The organism is Streptomyces lucensis JCM 4490, from assembly GCF_014650035.1.
GTDB lineage: Bacteria > Actinomycetota > Actinomycetes > Streptomycetales > Streptomycetaceae > Streptomyces > Streptomyces lucensis.
Genome location: NZ_BMUE01000002.1, coordinates 242,020 through 258,360, shown reverse-complemented (window position 1 = coordinate 258,360; position 16,341 = coordinate 242,020). Strand labels below are relative to the sequence as shown.

Here is a 16,341-nt window from a genome sequence, read left to right as displayed (position 1 = left end):
ACGACTCGTTTGATCGATCATTTTTTCCGATGAGGGTCGTCACCCCTGCCTGACAGCGGGTCTTCGGCCAGGTCAGCGACAGGTCACCGGCCGTCAGGAGCCGCGCAGCCGGAAGTCCAGCGCCGTGCAGCGCCGGCCCGCGGACACCGTGCGCACCGCCTGCCCGATCGCCTTGCGTGAACCGACGAGGACGACGAGCCGTTTCGCCCGTGTCACCGCCGTGTACAGCAGGTTCCTCTGCAGCATCATCCATGCTCCGGTGGTGACCGGGATCACCACCGCGGGATATTCACTTCCCTGGGAGCGGTGAATGGTCACCGCGTACGCGTGTGCGAGTTCGTCCAGTTCGTCGAACTCGTACGGGACCTCCTCGTCCTCGTCCGTCAGCACCGTCAGACGCTGGTCGACCGGGTCGAGCGAGGTGACGACACCCACGGTGCCGTTGAAGACACCGTTCTTTCCTTTCTCGTAATTGTTGCGAATCTGGGTCACCTTGTCCCCGACGCGGAAGACCCGGCCGCCGAACCGCTTCTCCGGCACGTCGGGCCGGCCCGGCGTGATGGCCTGCTGGAGCAGGCCGTTGAGGTTGCCGGCGCCGGCCGGCCCCCGGTGCATCGGCGCGAGCACCTGCACGTCCCGGCGCGGGTCGAGGCCGAACCTGGCCGGGATCCGGCGTGCGGCCACGTCCACGGTGAGGCGCCCCGCCTCCTCGGTGTCGTCCTCCACGAAGAGGAAGAAGTCCTCGAGGCCGTCGGTGAGCGGATGCCGTCCCGCGTTGATCCGGTGCGCGTTCGTCACGACACCGGACTGCTGGGCCTGCCGGAAGACGCGGGTGAGCCGCACGGCGGGGAGGGGGCTGCCGTCGGCGAGCAGATCCCGCAGCACCTCCCCCGCGCCCACGCTCGGCAGCTGGTCCACGTCCCCGACGAAGAGGAGGTGGGCGCCGGGAGGCACGGCCTTGACCAGCTTGTTGGCGAGCAGCAGGTCCAGCATGGACGCCTCGTCCACGACCACCAGGTCGGCGTCCAGCGGGCGGTCCCTGTCGTAGGCCGCGTCGCCGCCGGGCTTCAGCTCCAGCAGCCGGTGCACGGTGGAGGCCTCGGCGCCGGTCAGCTCGGACAGCCGCTTGGCCGCGCGGCCGGTCGGGGCGGCGAGCAGCACCTTGGCGCGCTTGGCGCGGGCCAGCTCCACGATCGAGCGGACCGTGAAGGACTTGCCGCAACCGGGTCCTCCGGTCAGTACGGCCACCTTCTCGGTGAGCGCGAGCCTGACGGCGGCCTCCTGCTCGGGCGCGAGCTCCGCTCCCGTACGGCTCCTCAGCCAGCCGAGCGCCTTCGCCCAGTCCACGTCCCGGAAGGCCGGCATCCGGTCCTGGTCCGTGCGCAGCAGGCGCAGCAGCTGGGCGGAGAGGGAAAGCTCGGCGCGGTGGAAGGGGACCAGGTAGACGGCGGTGACGGCGTCGGAGTCACCGCCGTCCGGCCCGGGGACCCGCTCCCGCACGACGCCGGGGTCGGCCCCCTCCTGCGGGGCCCCGGCCAGCTCGGTGAGGCACTCGATGACAAGCCCGGTGTCGACCTGGAGCAGCTTCACCGCGTCGGCGATCAGCCGCTCCTCCGGCAGGAAGCAGTGCCCCTGGTCGGCCGACTGCGACAGCGCGTACTGCAGGCCCGCCTTCACCCGCTCGGGGCTGTCGTGCGGGATCCCGACGGACTGGGCGATCTTGTCGGCGGTGAGGAAGCCGATGCCCCAGACGTCGGCGGCGAGGCGGTAGGGCTGCTCCTTGACGACGGAGATCGAGGCGTCCCCGTACTTCTTGTAGATCCGCACGGCGATGGAGGTGGACACCTCGACCGTCTGGAGGAAGAGCATGACCTCCTTGATCGCCTTCTGCTCCTCCCAGGCGTCGGCGATCTTCCGGGTCCGCTTGGGGCCGAGTCCGGGCACCTCGATCAGCCGCTTGGGCTCCTCCTCGATGACGCGCAGGGTGTCCAGCCCGAAGTGCTGGGTGATCCGGTCCGCGAAGACGGGCCCGATGCCCTTGACCAGTCCCGAGCCGAGATAGCGGCGGATGCCCTGCACGGTGGCGGGCAGCAGGGTCGTGTAGTTCTCTACGTGGAACTGCTTGCCGTACTGCGGGTGCGAACCCCACCGGCCCTCCATCCGCAGCGACTCCCCCACCTGGGCGCCGAGCAGCGCGCCGACCACGGTGAGGAGGTCCCCGGCGCCTCTTCCGGTGTCGACCCGGGCGACGGTGTAGCCGTTCTCCTCGTTGGCGTACGTGATCCGCTCCAGCACGCCGTCCAGCGTGGCGAGCCGGCGCTCACCGCCCCCGCTGTTCCCCGCCTGACTGGCCATGATCCGACGGTACCGGTGGGGTGTGACAGCGACGGGGGTCAGGTCCGGCGGATCACGTGTGCCACGAAGCGTCGTGCCGTCTCGGCCAGTACCGCGTGGCCGTCCCCGGCCCACAGGGTCTCGTTGAAAAGTTCGACCTCGATCGGGCCGGTGTAGCCGGCCGACTCCACATGGGTCCTCCACTCGCGCATGTCGATCACGCCGTCGCCGATCTGGCCGCGGCCGTTGAGGACGCCCTCGGGGAGGGGGGTGGTCCAGTCGGCGAGCTGGAAGGTGTGGATGCGGCCGGCCGTGCCGGCGCGGGCGATCTGGGCGGGGGCCTGGTCGTCCCACCAGACGTGGTACGTGTCCACGGCCACCCCGACCTGGTGTGCGGGGAAGCGCTCGGCGAGGTCCAGGGCCTGGGCGAGGGTGGAGACCACGCAACGGTCGGACGCGTACATGGGGTGCAGGGGCTCGATGGCCAGGCGGACGCCGTGCTCCCCGGCGTAGGGGGCCAGTTCGGTCAGCGCGTCGGCGATGCGCCCGCGGGCGGCCCGCAGGTCCCTGGCGCCGGGCGGCAGGCCGCCGGAGACCAGGACCAGGGTGTCGGTGCCGAGCGCGGCCGCCTCGTCGACGGCGCGGCGGTTGTCGGCCAGGGCGGCCGCCCGTTCGTCCGGGTCGGTCGCGGTGAGGAAGCCCCCGCGGCACAGGGTGGTCACGGTCAGGCCCGCGTCCCGGACCAGCTTGGCGCTCTTCGCCAGCCCGTACGACTGGACGGGCTCGCGCCACAGACCCACCTGGCCGATGCCCAGCCGGCCGCAGGCGTCGGCCAGTTCGGGCAGGGACAGCTGCCTGACCGTCATCTGGTTGATGGAGAAGCGCTCGAGTTCCGTGCGGGTGCTCACTGGTTCACCCCGTACAGCGACAGCAGGGTCTTCATGCGTTCCTCGGCGAGCTTCGGGTCGTGGAAGAGGCCGAGGCCGTCGGCCAGTTCGTAGGCGCGGGCGAGGTGCGGGAGGGAGCGGGCCGACTGCAGGCCGCCGACCATCGTGAAGTGCGACTGGTGGCCCGCGAGCCAGGCGAGGAGGACCACGCCCGTCTTGTAGAAGCGGGTGGGGTGCTGGAAGAGGTGGCGGGCGAGGCCGGCCGTCGGCTCCAGCAGGGAGCGGAAACCCGCCACGTCGCCCGTGTCCAGGACCCGCACCGCCTGCGCCGCCAGCGGACCGAGGGGGTCGAAGACGCCGAGCAGGGCGTGGCTGAAGCCCCTGTCGTCGCCCGCGATCAGCTCGGGGTAGTGGAAGTCGTCGCCGGTGTAGCAGCGGACGCCGTCCGGCAGCCTTCGCCGCAGGTCGATCTCGCGCTCCGCGTCCAGCAGGGAGATCTTGACGCCGTCGACCTTCTCCGGGTGCGCGGTGACGGCCTCCAGGAACACGTCGGTGGCGGTGTCCAGGTCGGAGGAGCCCCAGTAGCCCTCCAGCGCCGGGTCGAACATCGGGCCGAGCCAGTGCAGGATCACCGGTCCGGCGGACTGGCGCAGGAGGTGGCCGTAGACCTCCAGGTAGTCCTCGGGGCCGCGGGCGGCCGAGGCCAGCGCGCGGGAGGCCATCAGGATCACCTGGGCGCCCGCCTCCTCGACGACCGCGAGCTGTTCCTCGTAGGCGGCGCGGACGGCGGCGAGCGTGCCGCCGGTGATCTGGTCGGTGCCGGCGCCGCAGGCGATGCGGCCGCCGGCCGCCTTCGCCTCGGCCGCCGAGCGGCGGACGAGTTCGGCCGCACCGTCCCAGTCCAGGCCCATGCCGCGCTGGGCGGTGTCCATCGCCTCGGCGACGCCGAGGCCGTGCGACCACAGGTGGCGGCGGAAGGCGAGGGTGGCGTCCCAGTCGACGGCGGCGGGCGAGTCGGGCGAGACGTCCGCGTACGGGTCGGCGACGACGTGGGCCGCCGAGAAGACGGTGCGGGAGGTGAAGGGGGTGCCCGGGGCAGGTGCGAGGGGCTCGGTGCGCGGCTCGTACGTCCGCAGGGCGCCGTCGGCGGAGGGGAGCTGGATGGTCACAGGGTGATCTCCGGTACGTCGATGCGGCGGCCCTCGGCGGAGGACTTCAGGCCCAGCTCGGCCAGTTGCACGCCACGGGCGCCGGCGAGCAGGTCCCAGCGGTAGGGGGTGTCGGCGTGGACGTGACTGAGGAAAAGCTCCCACTGGGCCTTGAAGCCGTTGTCGAAGTGGGCGTTGTCGGGCACCTCCTGCCACTGCTCGCGGAAGGCCTCGGTGGCGGGGACGTCCGGGTTCCAGACGGGCTTGGGGGTGGCGCCGCGGTGCTGGGCGCGGCACTTCCTGAGGCCGGCCACCGCGGAGCCCTCGGTGCCGTCGACCTGGAACTCGACGAGCTCGTCGCGGTTGACCCGGACCGTCCAGGAGGAGTTGATCTGGGCGATCACGCCGCCCTCGAGTTCGAAGATGCCGTAGGCGGCGTCGTCGGCGGTGGCGTCGTAGGGCTTGCCCCGCTCGTCCCAGCGCTGCGGGACGTGGGTGGTGGCGAGGGCCTGGACGGACTTCACGCGGCCGAACAGCTCGTGCAGCACGTACTCCCAGTGCGGGAACATGTCGACGACGATGCCGCCGCCGTCCTCGGCGCGGTAGTTCCAGGAGGGACGCTGGGCGGACTGCCAGTCGCCCTCGAAGACCCAGTAGCCGAACTCGCCTCGCACGGACAGGATCCGGCCGAAGAAGCCGCCGTCGACGAGCCGCTTCAGCTTGATGAGGCCCGGCAGGAAGATCTTGTCCTGGACGACGCCGTGCCTGACGCCCCTGCCGTGGGCGAGGCGGGCGAGTTCGAGGGCGCCGTCGAGGCCGGTGGCGGTGGGCTTCTCGGTGTAGACGTGCTTGCCTGCCGCGATCGCCTTCCGCAGCGACCCCTCGCGGGCGGAGGTGACCTGGGCGTCGAAGTAGACGTCCACGGTGGGGTCGGCGAGGACGGCGTCCACGTCGGTGGAGACGTGCGCGAGGCCGTGCCGGTCGGCGATCTGCCGCAGCGCGTGCTCGCGGCGGCCGAGCAGGATCGGCTCGGGCCACAGCACGGTTCCGTCGCCGAGGTCGAGACCGCCCTGCTCGCGCAGGGCGAGGATCGACCGGACGAGGTGCTGGCGATAGCCCATGCGCCCGGTCACGCCGTTCATGGCGATACGCACCGTCTTGCGTGTCACGTCGGTCCCCTTCGTGGGCGTCGCCCCGCCGCCTCCTCACGTGGCGGCGGGGCAGTGCAGCAAGCGCTTTCTACGTCGTGAAAACTAGCCGCTGGACCGTGGTCCGTACAAGACCGTGTCCTCTTCGAGTTGTTCGAGGAGGCGAACATCGCGGGTCCGGGCTTTAGGGTCTGCTCCACAGATCCTCGGAACCAGGACCGGGGTCTGGCTGTCTACGTGGGCGTACGACACGATGCACGACCGGAGGACGACGATGACGGTGACCCTGGCGGACGTGGCGGCCCGCGCCCAGGTCTCCCCCGCGACGGTGTCGCGCGTGCTGAACGGGAACTATCCGGTGGCCGCGTCCACGCGCGAGCGGGTGCTGCGGGCGGTGGACGAGCTGGACTACGTCCTCAACGGTCCCGCCAGCGCGCTGGCCGCAGCCACCTCCGACCTGGTCGGCATCCTCGTCAACGACATCGCCGACCCGTTCTTCGGGCTCATGGCGAGCGCGATACAGGCCGAGATCGGCGGGCCGGGCGGGCGCGCGGGCGGCGAGCGCCTGGCGGTCGTCTGCAACACGGGCGGGTCGCCGGAGCGCGAGCTGACCTATCTGACCCTGCTCCAGCGCCAGCGGGCGGCGGCCGTGGTGCTGACCGGCGGGGCCGTGGAGGACGCGCCGCACGCGGCGGCGGTGGCGGCGAAGCTGCGCAAGCTCGCGGAGGCGGGGACCCGGGTGGTGCTGTGCGGGCGCCCGCCGGTGCCGGACACCGGGGCCGTCGCCCTCACCTTCGACAACCGCGGCGGCGCCCGGGCGCTGACGGACCACCTCGTCGGACTCGGGCACCGGCGGCTGGGCTACATCGCCGGTCCCGCGGAGCGCACGACGACCCGGCACCGCCTGGAGGGCCACCGCGCCGCGCTGGAGGCGGCGGGCGTCGAGGACGACCCGCGCTGGACGGTGTACGGCCGCTACGACCGGCAGTCCGGGTACGAGGCCACGCTGGAGCTGTTGCGCCGGGACCCCTCGCTGACGGGAATCGTGGCCGCGAACGACTCCGTCGCGCTGGGCGCGTGCGCCGCCCTGCGCGAGTCCGGCCTGCGCATTCCCGAGGACGTCTCCGTGGCCGGCTTCGACGACCTGCCGTTCAGCATCGACGCGGTGCCGGCGCTCACGACGGTGCGGTTGCCGTTGTCGGAGGCGGGGGCCCGGGCCGGGCGGATAGCGATGGGGCGGGAGGACGCGCCGCCCGGGGGGATCGCTTCGGTGCGGGGGGAGCTGATGGTGCGGGGCTCCTCCGGAGTGCCGCGGGGGTGAGGTTGCCCGGGGGGCGGGGCGTGGGGTTTGGGAGCGGTGGGGTGTCGGGTGCGCGGGCGGGTGCGGGTGCGGGTGCGTTGTGGCCGGTCGCGCAGTTCCCCGCGCCCCTCAAGGGGTTGATCTCACCGTTGAACGCGGCTCCTGGACGGTGACGTTGCCGTGAGCGGGTGACGCGGTGGGGTGTCGGGTGCGGGTGCGTTGTGGCCGGTCGCGCAGTTCCCCGCGCCCCTCAGGGGGTTGGTCTCGCCGTTGGGCGCGGCTCCTGGAGCCGTGACGTTGCCGTGAGCGGGTGACGCGGTGGGGTGTCGGGTGCGGGTGCGTTGCGGCCGGTCGCGCAGTTCCCCGCGCCCCTCAGGGGGTTGGTCTCGCCGTGGGCGGTCAGGGGATGGTGCGTCCTGGCTTGCGTGGTGCGGGCCGCCGAACGGTCGTAGGGGTGTGGCTCGTCCGTCGGGTCTCGCGGGCGGTGGTGCATGGACCCGGCGACCGGCGGGTACGTTCCGTGCCCATGAAGCTGGCGTTCTCCACTCTCGGCGTCCCCGGCCTGCCTGTACCGGAGGTCCTGGCGCTCGCGACCGCACACGGTTACCACGGCGTGGAACTGCGCGCCCATCCGGAGGAGCCGGTGCATCCCGGCCTCTCCCCCGCCGGCCGCGCCGAGGTCGCGGCCCTGTTCGAGGGGGCGGGGGTGGAGGTGCTGGGCGTCGCCGGATACGCCCGCGTGGCCGCCCCCGGTGACGACGCCCCCGTACTGGAGGAGATCCGTCAGCTCCTCCGGTTGGCCCACGACTTGGGGGCGCCTTTCGTCCGTGTCTTCCCCGGCGCCGACCCGGACCGGCCCCGTGAGGAGTCCGACGCCGTCGCCGCCCGGCGGCTGGGCACAGCCGCGGAGGACGCCGCCGCGCTCGGTGTCCGCATCCTGCTGGAGACCCACGACTCGCACCGCACGGGCGCCGACGCGATCCGGATCCTCGGCCCCGTCGGCCACCGGCAGGTGGGCGCGCTGTGGGACGTGATGCACACCTGGCTGGGCGGTGAACAGCCCGCGGACAGTTACGCGGCGCTCTCCCCGCACCTTGGATACGTGCAGGTCAAGGACATCGCCTCGGCCGAGGACACCAACCCGCTGCCGCTCGGCGCGGGCGTGCTGCCGCTCACCGAGTGCGTGGACGTCCTCACCCGGCACGGCTGGGACGGCTGGCTGTGCTGGGAGTACGAGAAGCGCTGGTACGAGGGGGCCGCGCCGCTTCCCGAGCTGCTGGGCGAGGGCCGCGAGCACCTCGTGCGGCTGCTGGGCGAGGCGGCGTAGGGCGGTCGGCGGGGCCCCTGCGGCGGGTACTGTGCGTTCCCTTGACGGAAAGAAACTTCCTGGATATTGGTGACTCCTCGGAAGTTTCTTTCAGCGGTCCCCCTCCGGAAGGAGCGCACGTGCCCGACACCAGCACGGGAAGCACGGGAAACACCGCACGGCCGTCCAGACGCGCCGTCCTCGCCGCGACCGCGGGACTCACCGCCGCGCTGACCGTACCGGCGAACGCCCGCGCCGCCACCCCCGACGACCACCGCCTGCGTGCCCTGATCTCCCGGATGACGCTGGAGGAGAAGGTCGGCCAGCTCTTCGTGATGCGGGTCTACGGCCACTCCGCCACCGCGCCCGACCAGCCCGACGTCGACGCCAACCTCAAGGAGATCGGGGTCCGCACCGCCGCCGAGCTGATCGCCAGGTACCGCGTCGGCGGGATCATCTACTTCAGCTGGGCGCACAACACCCGCGACCCGCACCAGATCGCCGACCTGTCCAACGGCATCCAGAAGGCGTCCCTGGACCAGCCTCGGGGCCTGCCGGTGCTCATCGCCACCGACCAGGAGCACGGCGCCGTCTGCCGGGTCGGCAAGCCCGCGACCCTCTTCCCGGGCGCCATGGCGATCGGCGCGGGCGGCTCCCGCGCCGACGCCCGCGCCCTCGGCCGGATCTCCGGCGCCGAGCTGCGCGCGATGGGCATCAACCAGGACTACTCGCCCGACGCCGACGTCAACGTCAACCCGGCGAACCCGGTCATCGGCGTACGGTCCTTCGGCGCCGACCCCGAGGCGGTCGCCGGACTGGTGGCCGCCGAGGTGAAGGGGTACCAGTCGTCGCGGGTCGCGGCCACCGCCAAGCACTTCCCGGGCCACGGGGACACCGCCGTCGACAGCCACTACGGCTTCCCGGTCATCACGCACAGCCGGGAACTGTGGGAGACGCTGGACGCGGTGCCGTTCCGGGCCGCGATCCGGGCGGGCATCGACTCGGTCATGACCGCGCACATCCAGTTCCCGGCTCTCGACGACTCCGGCGACCCGGCGACCCTGTCCCACCCGATCCTCACCGGCATCCTGCGCGGCGAACTCGGCTACGACGGCGTCGTGATCACCGACTCGCTCGGCATGGAGGGCGTCCGCACGAAGTACGGCGACGACCGGGTGCCGGTGCTCGCGCTGAAGGCCGGCGTGGACCAGCTGCTCAACCCGCCCTCCTTGGACGTGGCCTGGCACGCGGTACTGAAGGCCGTCCAGGAGGGAGAGCTGACGGAGGCCCGTCTGGACGAATCGATCCTGCGCGTCCTGCGGCTGAAGGCCCGGCTCGGACTCCTCGACCGGGTGTACGTCAGCCGGTCCGGCGTCGACCGGACGGTCGGCACCAGGGCCCACCTCGCCGCCGCCGACCGGATCGCCGAGCGCACCACCACCCTGCTGGTGAACGAGGACGGCCTGCTCCCGCTCGACCGGCGTACGGAGCCCCGGGTGCTCGTGGTCGGCGCCGACCCCGCCTCCCCGTCCGGCACCACCGGGCCGCCCACCGGCGTGCTGGCCGCCGCCCTGACCGAACTGGGCTTCACGGCCACCGCCCTGTCCACCGGCACCGCACCCTCGGCGGCGACCGTCGACAAGGCGGTCGCGGCGGCCGGGGACGCGGACGCGGTGGTGGTGGCGACGTACAACGTGACGGCGGGCAGCTCGCAGCGGACCCTGGTGGATCGGCTGCTGGCGACGGGCAGGCCGATCGTGGCGGTGGCCGTCCGCAACCCCTACGACGTGGCCCAGCTGACGTCCGTGAAGGCATGCCTGGCGACGTACTGCTGGACCGACGTCGAGCTGCGCGCCGCCGCACGGGTGATCGCCGGACGGGTCTCGCCCCGCGGGAAGCTTCCGGTGCCGGTGCAGCGGGCGGACGATCCGGCGCGGGTGCTGTACCCGATCGGGCACGGGCTGACGTACGGCAGGTGACGCCCACGCCGCCCACCGTCCGCCGCCCGCGAGAGCGGCGGACGGTGTTCGGGCGGGGCGGGCCGCGCGCGGCCCGGGGGTGACTGCCCGAAGGCGGCCGCGCCGGGGGTGGCCGTCGGATGGGTGGAGGGCTTGGGTAGATTCTGGGTGATCAAGGTGTTCGCCCGGCCCACGGGGGTCTGCTGGGGGCGCCGGGGTCAGGGAGGACCCTCATGTCCCGTCGTCACCGGGCGGCCGTGGCCGCCGTCGTCGCACTCTGCGCGGTCGTGGCCGGCTGTTCCCGGCCGGGGCCGGTCGCCGACACCAGCCCGTCCGATCCGCTCACCCGGACCTTCCGCAAGGCCGATCGCCCGGCCGCGCCCGACATCTCCGGCGGCACCCTGGACGGGCGCACCGTCCGTCTGTCCGACTACCGGGGCAAGGTCGTCCTCCTCAATGCATGGGCCTCCACCTGCGGGCCCTGCCGCGTGGAGGCGCCCGAGCTGAGGCGGATCCAGCGGGCCTGGAAGGACCGGGGCGTGCAGGTGCTGGGGCTGGACACCGACCAGAACCGCGGCGACGGCCTCGCGTTCCAGCGCGACTTCCGGCTCGGCTACCCGTCCCTGCACGACCCGGCGGGACGGCAGGCGCTGAAGCTGCCCCGCGGCCTGGTGAACGCCCAGGCGATCCCGTTCACGGTCGTCGTCGACCCGGCCGGCAGGATCGCGGCCGCCAGGTCGGGCCAGGTGACCGAGGCCGAGGTCGTGAAGCTCATAGAGCCGCTGCTGCCCGCCGCCCGCGAGAAGGCGTCCCGTTCCTGACCGCGTGCGCGGCCGTCAGCACAGGATCCAGCCGGAGCTGACCGTGGACCCGCCCACCGAGCCCCTGACCCAGACGCAGCGGTGCCCGGCGTGCACGGTCACCGGGCCGGCGTGGTGCCGGTAGCGGCCCTTGTCGACGACCGGCCGGTTGCCGCGGGCCTGCACGCTGACCGCCATGGTGCGGGCGGCGCCGGGGCGCTTGGCGACCGTGATCGCGCAGACGTAGCCGTCTCTCTTGTAGACGTGGGTGACACCGGTACGGAAGGGCAGGGTCCGCACCTCGCGCCCCCCGCAGCCGCCCGCCGTGCCGGCCTGCGCGGTCCCGGTCGCCGTGAGGCCCAGCACCCCCGACGCGGCCAGCGCGGCCGCGGCCATCGCGATCCGCCGGCGTATCGCACCACTGTCCACTGTCGTCCTCCCCGTACCGCGGTCGTGCATCCCCGGATGAACGTACTGATGTACGGACGCACGACATGTGTCGGATGGTTGCACGACCGTCAGCGGTACGCGTCGACGGGGTGGCCCGCCCGGGTGGCCTCAGCGCGCCGCGCCGACCGGCTCCTCGGGCTCCGGACGGCCCACGAAGGTCCGCCACAGCTCGGCGTACCGGCCGCCGAGGGCCAGCAGCTCCTCGTGCGTGCCGTCCTCCACCACCCGGCCGTGGTCCAGCACGACCACCCGGTCCGCCCGGGCCGCGGTGGTCAGCCGGTGGGCCACCACCAGTGTCGTGCGGCGCCCCGCCAGCCGGTCGGTGGCCTGGTTGACCTGTGCCTCCGTGGCCAGGTCGAGGGCGGCCGTGGCCTCGTCCAGGAGCAGGATGTCCGGGTCGACGAGTTCCGCGCGGGCCAGGGCGATCAGCTGGCGCTGCCCGGCCGAGAGGTTGCGGCCGCGCTCGGCGACCTCGTGCAGGTAGCCGCCCTCCAGCGTGGCGATCATCTCGTGCGCGCCGACCGCCCGGGCCGCCGCCTCCACCTCGGCGTCGGTGGCCTCGGGACGGCCGTAGGCGATGGCGTCACGGATCGTGCCGGGGAAGAGGTACGCCTCCTGCGGCACGACCCCGAGCCGGTGCCGGTAGGACGTGAGGTCCAGGTCGCGCAGATCCGTGCCGTCGGCCGTGACCCGGCCGGAGGTGGGGTCGTAGAACCGGGCCACCAGCTTGACCAGCGTCGACTTGCCGGCGCCCGTCTCCCCGACGAAGGCGACCGTCTGCCCGGCCGGGATCGTCAGGTCGATGCCCGTCAGCGCCGTCTCGTCGTCCCCGTAGGCGAAGCGCACGTCCTCGAAGGCGAGGTCACCGCGCAGGGACGGCACGTCCAGGGGCCGGTCGGCGGGCTTCGTCGACGTCGGCTCGCGCAGCAGTTCCTGGATGCGGCCCAGCGACACCGTGGCCTGCTGGTAGCCGTCGAAGACCTGGGAGAGCTGCTGGACGGGCGCGAAGAAGAGGTCGATGTAGAGCAGGTACGCCACCAGCGCGCCGGTGGTCAGGGTGGCCGCCTCCACCCGTCCCGCTCCCGCGATCAGCACCGCCGCCGCGGCGACCGAGCTCAGCAGCTGGACGAACGGGAAGTAGACCGAGATCAGCCGCTGGCCGCGGATGCGGGCGGCCCGGTAGCTGTCGCTGCGCTCGGCGAACCGCCGCCCGCCGTCCCGCTCCCGCCGGAAGGCCTGCACGATCCGCAGTCCCGCCACCGACTCCTGCAGGTCGGCGTTGACCAGCGAGACGCGTTCCCGGGCGAGTTCGTACGCCTTCACGCTGGCCCGGCGGAAGAAGAAGGTGGCGACGATCAGCGGCGGCAGGGTGGTGAAGACGACGAGGGCGAGCTGCACGTCGATCACCAGCAGGGCGACCATGATGCCGAAGAAGGTGACGACCGAGACGAACGCGGTGACCAGACCGGTCTGCAGGAACGACGACAAGGCGTCGACGTCGGTCGTCATCCGGGTCATGATCCGGCCGGTCAGCTCACGCTCGTAGTAGTCGAGGCCGAGCCGCTGGAGCTGCGCGAAGATCTTCAGCCGCAGCGAGTACAGCACGCGCTCGCCGGTGCGGCCGGTCATCCGGGTCTCGCCGGTCTGCGCGGCCCACTGCACGAGGACGGTCAGGAGGCCGAGCAGGGACGCCGCCCAGACCGCGCCGAGCGCCGTGCGGCTGACGCCCTGGTCGATGCCGTGCCGGATCAGCACCGGCAGCAGCAGGCCGGCGCCGGCGTCCACGGCGACCAGCAGCAGGCTCACCAGCAGGGGCCGGCCGAAGCCGCGCAGCAGGCGGCGCAGGCCGTAGGAGTCCTCGGGCAGGACCGCCCGGCGCTCGTCGACGTCGGGGGTGTCGGTGGCCGGGGGCAGCGCCTCGACCTGGGCGAGCAGCTCGGGGGTGGCGGGGGTGCCGCTGAGCGCCTGGTCCTTCGGTTCGCGGTCGCCGGTCCACAGCCTGGGGGTCACGCCCCGCTCGGCGTCGAACTCGGCGTCCAGCTCCTCGCGGACGGAGGTGTCCTCCTGCGGCTCCGCCGGGGGGACCCGGCCAGGGGAGACCCCGCCCAGCTCGTCCGGGTCGGTCAGCAGCCGCCGGTAGAGGGCGGAGCGCTCCTGCAGCTCCTCGTGGGTGCCGAGGTCGGCGAGCCGGCCGCCGTCCAGGACGGCTATGCGGTCGGCGAGGTTCAGGGTGGAGCGGCGGTGGGCGATGAGAAGGGTGGTGCGGCCCTCCATGACGTGCCCCAGCGCCTCGTGGATCTCGTGCTCGACCCGGGCGTCCACCGCCGAGGTGGCGTCGTCCAGGACCAGCAGGCGCGGGTCGGTGAGCAGGGCGCGGGCGAGCGCTATGCGCTGGCGCTGGCCGCCGGAGAGGGTCAGGCCGTGCTCGCCGACCTCTGTGTCGTAGCCGTTCGGCAGTTCCCGGATGAAACGGTCCGCCTGGGCGGCGCGGGCGGCGGCCTCTATCTCCTCCTGGCCGGCGTCCGGACGGCCGTAGGCGATGTTGGCGCGGACGGTGTCCGAGAACAGGAAGGAGTCCTCCGGGACCAGGCCTATCGCGGCCCGCAGGGAGTCCAGGGTCAGCTCGCGCACGTCGTGGCCGCCGATCAGGACGGCGCCGTGGGTGACGTCGTAGAACCGCGGGAGCAGCAGGGAGAGGGTGGACTTGCCGGAGCCGGAGGAGCCGACGACGGCGAGGGTCTCACCGGGGCGGATCTCGAGGCTGAGCCCCGCGAGCACGGGGCTGGTCCCGCCGTACCCGAAGGAGACGTCGTCGAACTCGACGGTGGCGGGCGCGTCCGCCGGGAGGGTCTTCGTGCCGTCCTTCATCGTCGGCTCGGTGTCGATCAACTCCAGCACGCGCTCGGTGCCGGCGCGGGCCTGCTGGCCGACGGTGAGGACCACCGCGAGCATGCGGACGGGGCCGACCAGCTGGGCGAGGTAGGTGGAGAAGGCGACGAAGGTGCCGAGGGTGATGTGACCGCGTACGGCGAGCCAGCCGCCCAGGGCCAGCATGGCGACCTGGCCGAGCGCGGGGACCGCCTGGAGGGCGGGGGTGTACCTGCTGTTCAGGCGGATGGTGCGCAGCCGTCCGGCGAAGAGCCGGCGTCCGACCTCGCGCAGCTTGCCGGTCTCCTGCTCCTCCTGCCCGAAGCCCTTCACCACGCGTACGCCGCTCACGGCGCCGTCGACCACGCCCGCGACGGCGGCGGCCTGGGCCTGGGCGTACCAGGTGGCGGGGTGGAGCTTGCTGCGGCTGCGTTTGGCGATCCAGTACAGGGCCGGTGCGACGGCGAGGGCGACCAGGGTCAGCGGCGGCGACAGCCAGGCCATGATCATCAGAGAGATCACGAAGAGCAGGACGTTCCCGATGGTCATCGGGAGCATGAAGAGCAGGCCCTGGATGAGCTGGAGGTCGCTGGTGGCGCGGCCGACGACCTGTCCGGTGGACAGCTCGTCCTGGCGGCGGCCGTCGAGGCGGGTGATCGTGCCGTACATCTCGGTCCGCAGGTCGTGCTGGACGTCGAGGGCGAGCCGGCCGCCGTAGAAGCGGCGGACGTAGGTGGCGGCGTAGACGAGGAGGGCGGCGCCGAGCAGGGCGCCGGCCCAGGGGGCCATGGAGCGGGTGTGGGCGCCGATGACGTCGTCGATGATCACCTTGGTGATCAGCGGGACCACGGCCATGACGGCCATGCCGGCGAGCGAGGAGCCGAGGGCGAGTACGACGTCCCTGGGATACCGCCAGGCGTAGCCCGCCAGCCGCCGTGCCCATCCCCGTTGCGTTGCCACGCCGGTGCCTCCCTGTAGACCTGCTCTGCCGGAAGGCACCAACACGCGACGAAGCGGATTTCATCCCTCCGCAACAAAACGAGGGGCGGAACGAGGCGGGACGAGGAGCGGACGAAGACGGTCAGACCCGCACCCGCAGGCAGTAGAACCGCGTGGTCTGGGCCGTGTTCCCGTTGTCGTCGCTGACCAGGAGAACCCGCAAACGGCCGGCCCGGTCACGCCCCGTGACGGTCATGCCCTCGATGTTGTCCAGCAGCGGGTTCGGCTGGGGCTGCCGGGCGGTGGCACCGAGACTCGGGCACGCGGCGACGTCGGCGAGCAGGGTCTTGCGGACCGGGCGCACCCCGCCCTGCCCGGTCAGGTTCTCGATGCCGCTGGTGTCGGTCGCGTGGCGCGGGTCGGCCAGGTAGAGGCGGACGGTGTTGCCGACGCCGGCGGTGAAGCCGCGCTCCAGGACGAGGAGGCGGCCGTCGGGCGTGGCCTGGACCTCGGGGACGCCGAGGCCCGCGTCGGTGCGGTAGGCGTACTGGGCGGCGAGCCGGAAGTGGCCGTGGTGCCGCTGCCAGGTCTGGAAGCGGACGATGCCGGCCGAGTCGCCCGCGATGGCGTACTCCATGGAGGCCAGCAGGGTGCGACCGCCGGGCAGCAGGGTCAGCCCCTCGAAGGTCTGGTTGGCGGCGGCCCGGCCGGCCGGGGCGACCAGAAGCGCGGGCGGGGCCGGGAGCCGGTCGAGGATCCTGCCGTCGCGGGAGTAGCGGCGTACGGACGGCTCGGTCTCGGAGCTGACCAGCCGGGTGCCGTCGCGGTCGACCGCGAGCCCTTCGGAGTCGAGGTCCCCGCCCTTCTCGTCGGCGAGGTGGACGGCCGCCTCGGGCCGGAGGGTCCGGGCGTCCAGGGAGAACAGGGACGACCGGTCCGACAGGGCGGCGAGGGAGCCGTCCCGGTCCACCGCGAGGGCGGAGAAGTTGCCGACGAAGGTCCCGTCGTGGTCCGTCTTGTCGAGCGCGTCGGAGAAGCGGTCGATGGAAACGGCCGGAGAACAGGCGTGTGCGTCCCCGGAGTCGTGGGCGTCCGCGGGCCCGGCGGCGGCCAGACAGGTGGCCGCCGCCAGGCCGGCGGTGAGGGTGGCGAGTACGGTTCGCAGGCGCATGCCCGTCACCGTAGGGCGGTCCGGTGTCCTGC

The 16,341-nt window shown here is 73.0% G+C and carries 11 protein-coding genes; 4 read left to right on the top strand and 7 right to left on the bottom strand.

What is annotated here, in order from left to right:
* Positions 1–93: 93 nt before the first annotated feature.
* From recD2 to IE177_RS05320, 4 genes are read right to left on the bottom strand one after another with little or no spacing between them, the layout of a single operon-like run.
* The gene (recD2, locus tag IE177_RS05335) at positions 94–2,355 is read right to left on the bottom strand and encodes an SF1B family DNA helicase RecD2 (RefSeq protein WP_190013568.1); all 2,262 of its coding nucleotides are present in this window, start codon (positions 2,353–2,355) and stop codon (positions 94–96) included.
* A gap of 38 nt (positions 2,356–2,393) precedes the next feature.
* A complete protein-coding gene (locus IE177_RS05330) occupies positions 2,394–3,200 on the bottom strand; it encodes a sugar phosphate isomerase/epimerase family protein (RefSeq protein ID WP_190014088.1) in 807 nt (268 codons plus the stop codon).
* A 38-nt stretch (positions 3,201–3,238) separates the two neighbouring features.
* Positions 3,239–4,390 (bottom strand): dihydrodipicolinate synthase family protein, encoded by a 1,152-nt coding sequence (locus tag IE177_RS05325; protein ID WP_190013567.1) that lies wholly within the window; start codon positions 4,388–4,390, stop codon positions 3,239–3,241.
* Entirely contained in the window at positions 4,387–5,538 is a 1,152-nt protein-coding gene (locus tag IE177_RS05320) for a Gfo/Idh/MocA family protein (RefSeq protein ID WP_190013566.1), read from the bottom strand. The genes IE177_RS05325 and IE177_RS05320 overlap by 4 nt, the downstream gene beginning before the upstream one ends.
* Before the next feature lie 253 nt (positions 5,539–5,791).
* On the opposite strand from IE177_RS05320, the gene IE177_RS05315 reads away from it, so the two are divergent.
* The 4 genes from IE177_RS05315 (at position 5,792) to IE177_RS05300 (ending at position 10,902) form a co-directional block, all read left to right on the top strand.
* A complete protein-coding gene (locus IE177_RS05315; RefSeq protein ID WP_190013565.1) occupies positions 5,792–6,838 on the top strand; it encodes a LacI family DNA-binding transcriptional regulator in 1,047 nt (348 codons plus the stop codon).
* A 505-nt stretch (positions 6,839–7,343) separates the two neighbouring features.
* Positions 7,344–8,144: a sugar phosphate isomerase/epimerase family protein gene (locus tag IE177_RS05310; protein ID WP_190013564.1), complete on the top strand. Its 801-nt coding sequence runs from the start codon at positions 7,344–7,346 to the stop codon at positions 8,142–8,144.
* 119 nt (positions 8,145–8,263) lie between these two features.
* The gene (locus IE177_RS05305) at positions 8,264–10,102 is read left to right on the top strand and encodes a glycoside hydrolase family 3 protein (RefSeq protein ID WP_190013563.1); all 1,839 of its coding nucleotides are present in this window, start codon (positions 8,264–8,266) and stop codon (positions 10,100–10,102) included.
* A 212-nt stretch (positions 10,103–10,314) separates the two neighbouring features.
* Complete coding sequence (locus IE177_RS05300) at positions 10,315–10,902, top strand: TlpA family protein disulfide reductase (protein WP_190013562.1); 588 nt, start codon at positions 10,315–10,317, stop codon at positions 10,900–10,902.
* 15 nt (positions 10,903–10,917) lie between these two features.
* On the opposite strand, the gene IE177_RS05295 is transcribed toward IE177_RS05300, so the two are convergent.
* The 3 genes from IE177_RS05295 to IE177_RS05285 form a co-directional block, all read right to left on the bottom strand.
* Positions 10,918–11,310, bottom strand: coding sequence for a hypothetical protein (locus IE177_RS05295; protein WP_190013561.1), 393 nt, complete (start codon positions 11,308–11,310; stop codon positions 10,918–10,920).
* Positions 11,311–11,439: 129 nt separating this feature from the next.
* Positions 11,440–15,159 (bottom strand): ABC transporter ATP-binding protein, encoded by a 3,720-nt coding sequence (locus IE177_RS05290; RefSeq protein WP_190013560.1) that lies wholly within the window; start codon positions 15,157–15,159, stop codon positions 11,440–11,442.
* Positions 15,160–15,280: 121 nt separating this feature from the next.
* Positions 15,281–16,309, bottom strand: coding sequence for an esterase-like activity of phytase family protein (locus IE177_RS05285; protein WP_190013559.1), 1,029 nt, complete (start codon positions 16,307–16,309; stop codon positions 15,281–15,283).
* Positions 16,310–16,341: the final 32 nt, after the last annotated feature.

Bases quoted from the DNA above. Each gene is read 5' to 3' on its own strand.
- recD2 (WP_190013568.1), bottom strand. From the start codon at position 2,355: ATGGCCAGTCAGGCGGGGAACAGCGGGGGCGGTGAGCGCCGGCTCGCC.
- IE177_RS05285 (WP_190013559.1), bottom strand. From the start codon at position 16,309: ATGCGCCTGCGAACCGTACTCGCCACCCTCACCGCCGGCCTGGCGGCG.
- IE177_RS05315 (WP_190013565.1), top strand. From the start codon at position 5,792: ATGACGGTGACCCTGGCGGACGTGGCGGCCCGCGCCCAGGTCTCCCCC.
- IE177_RS05330 (WP_190014088.1), bottom strand. From the start codon at position 3,200: ATGACGGTCAGGCAGCTGTCCCTGCCCGAACTGGCCGACGCCTGCGGC.
- IE177_RS05300 (WP_190013562.1), top strand. From the start codon at position 10,315: ATGTCCCGTCGTCACCGGGCGGCCGTGGCCGCCGTCGTCGCACTCTGC.
- IE177_RS05310 (WP_190013564.1), top strand. From the start codon at position 7,344: ATGAAGCTGGCGTTCTCCACTCTCGGCGTCCCCGGCCTGCCTGTACCG.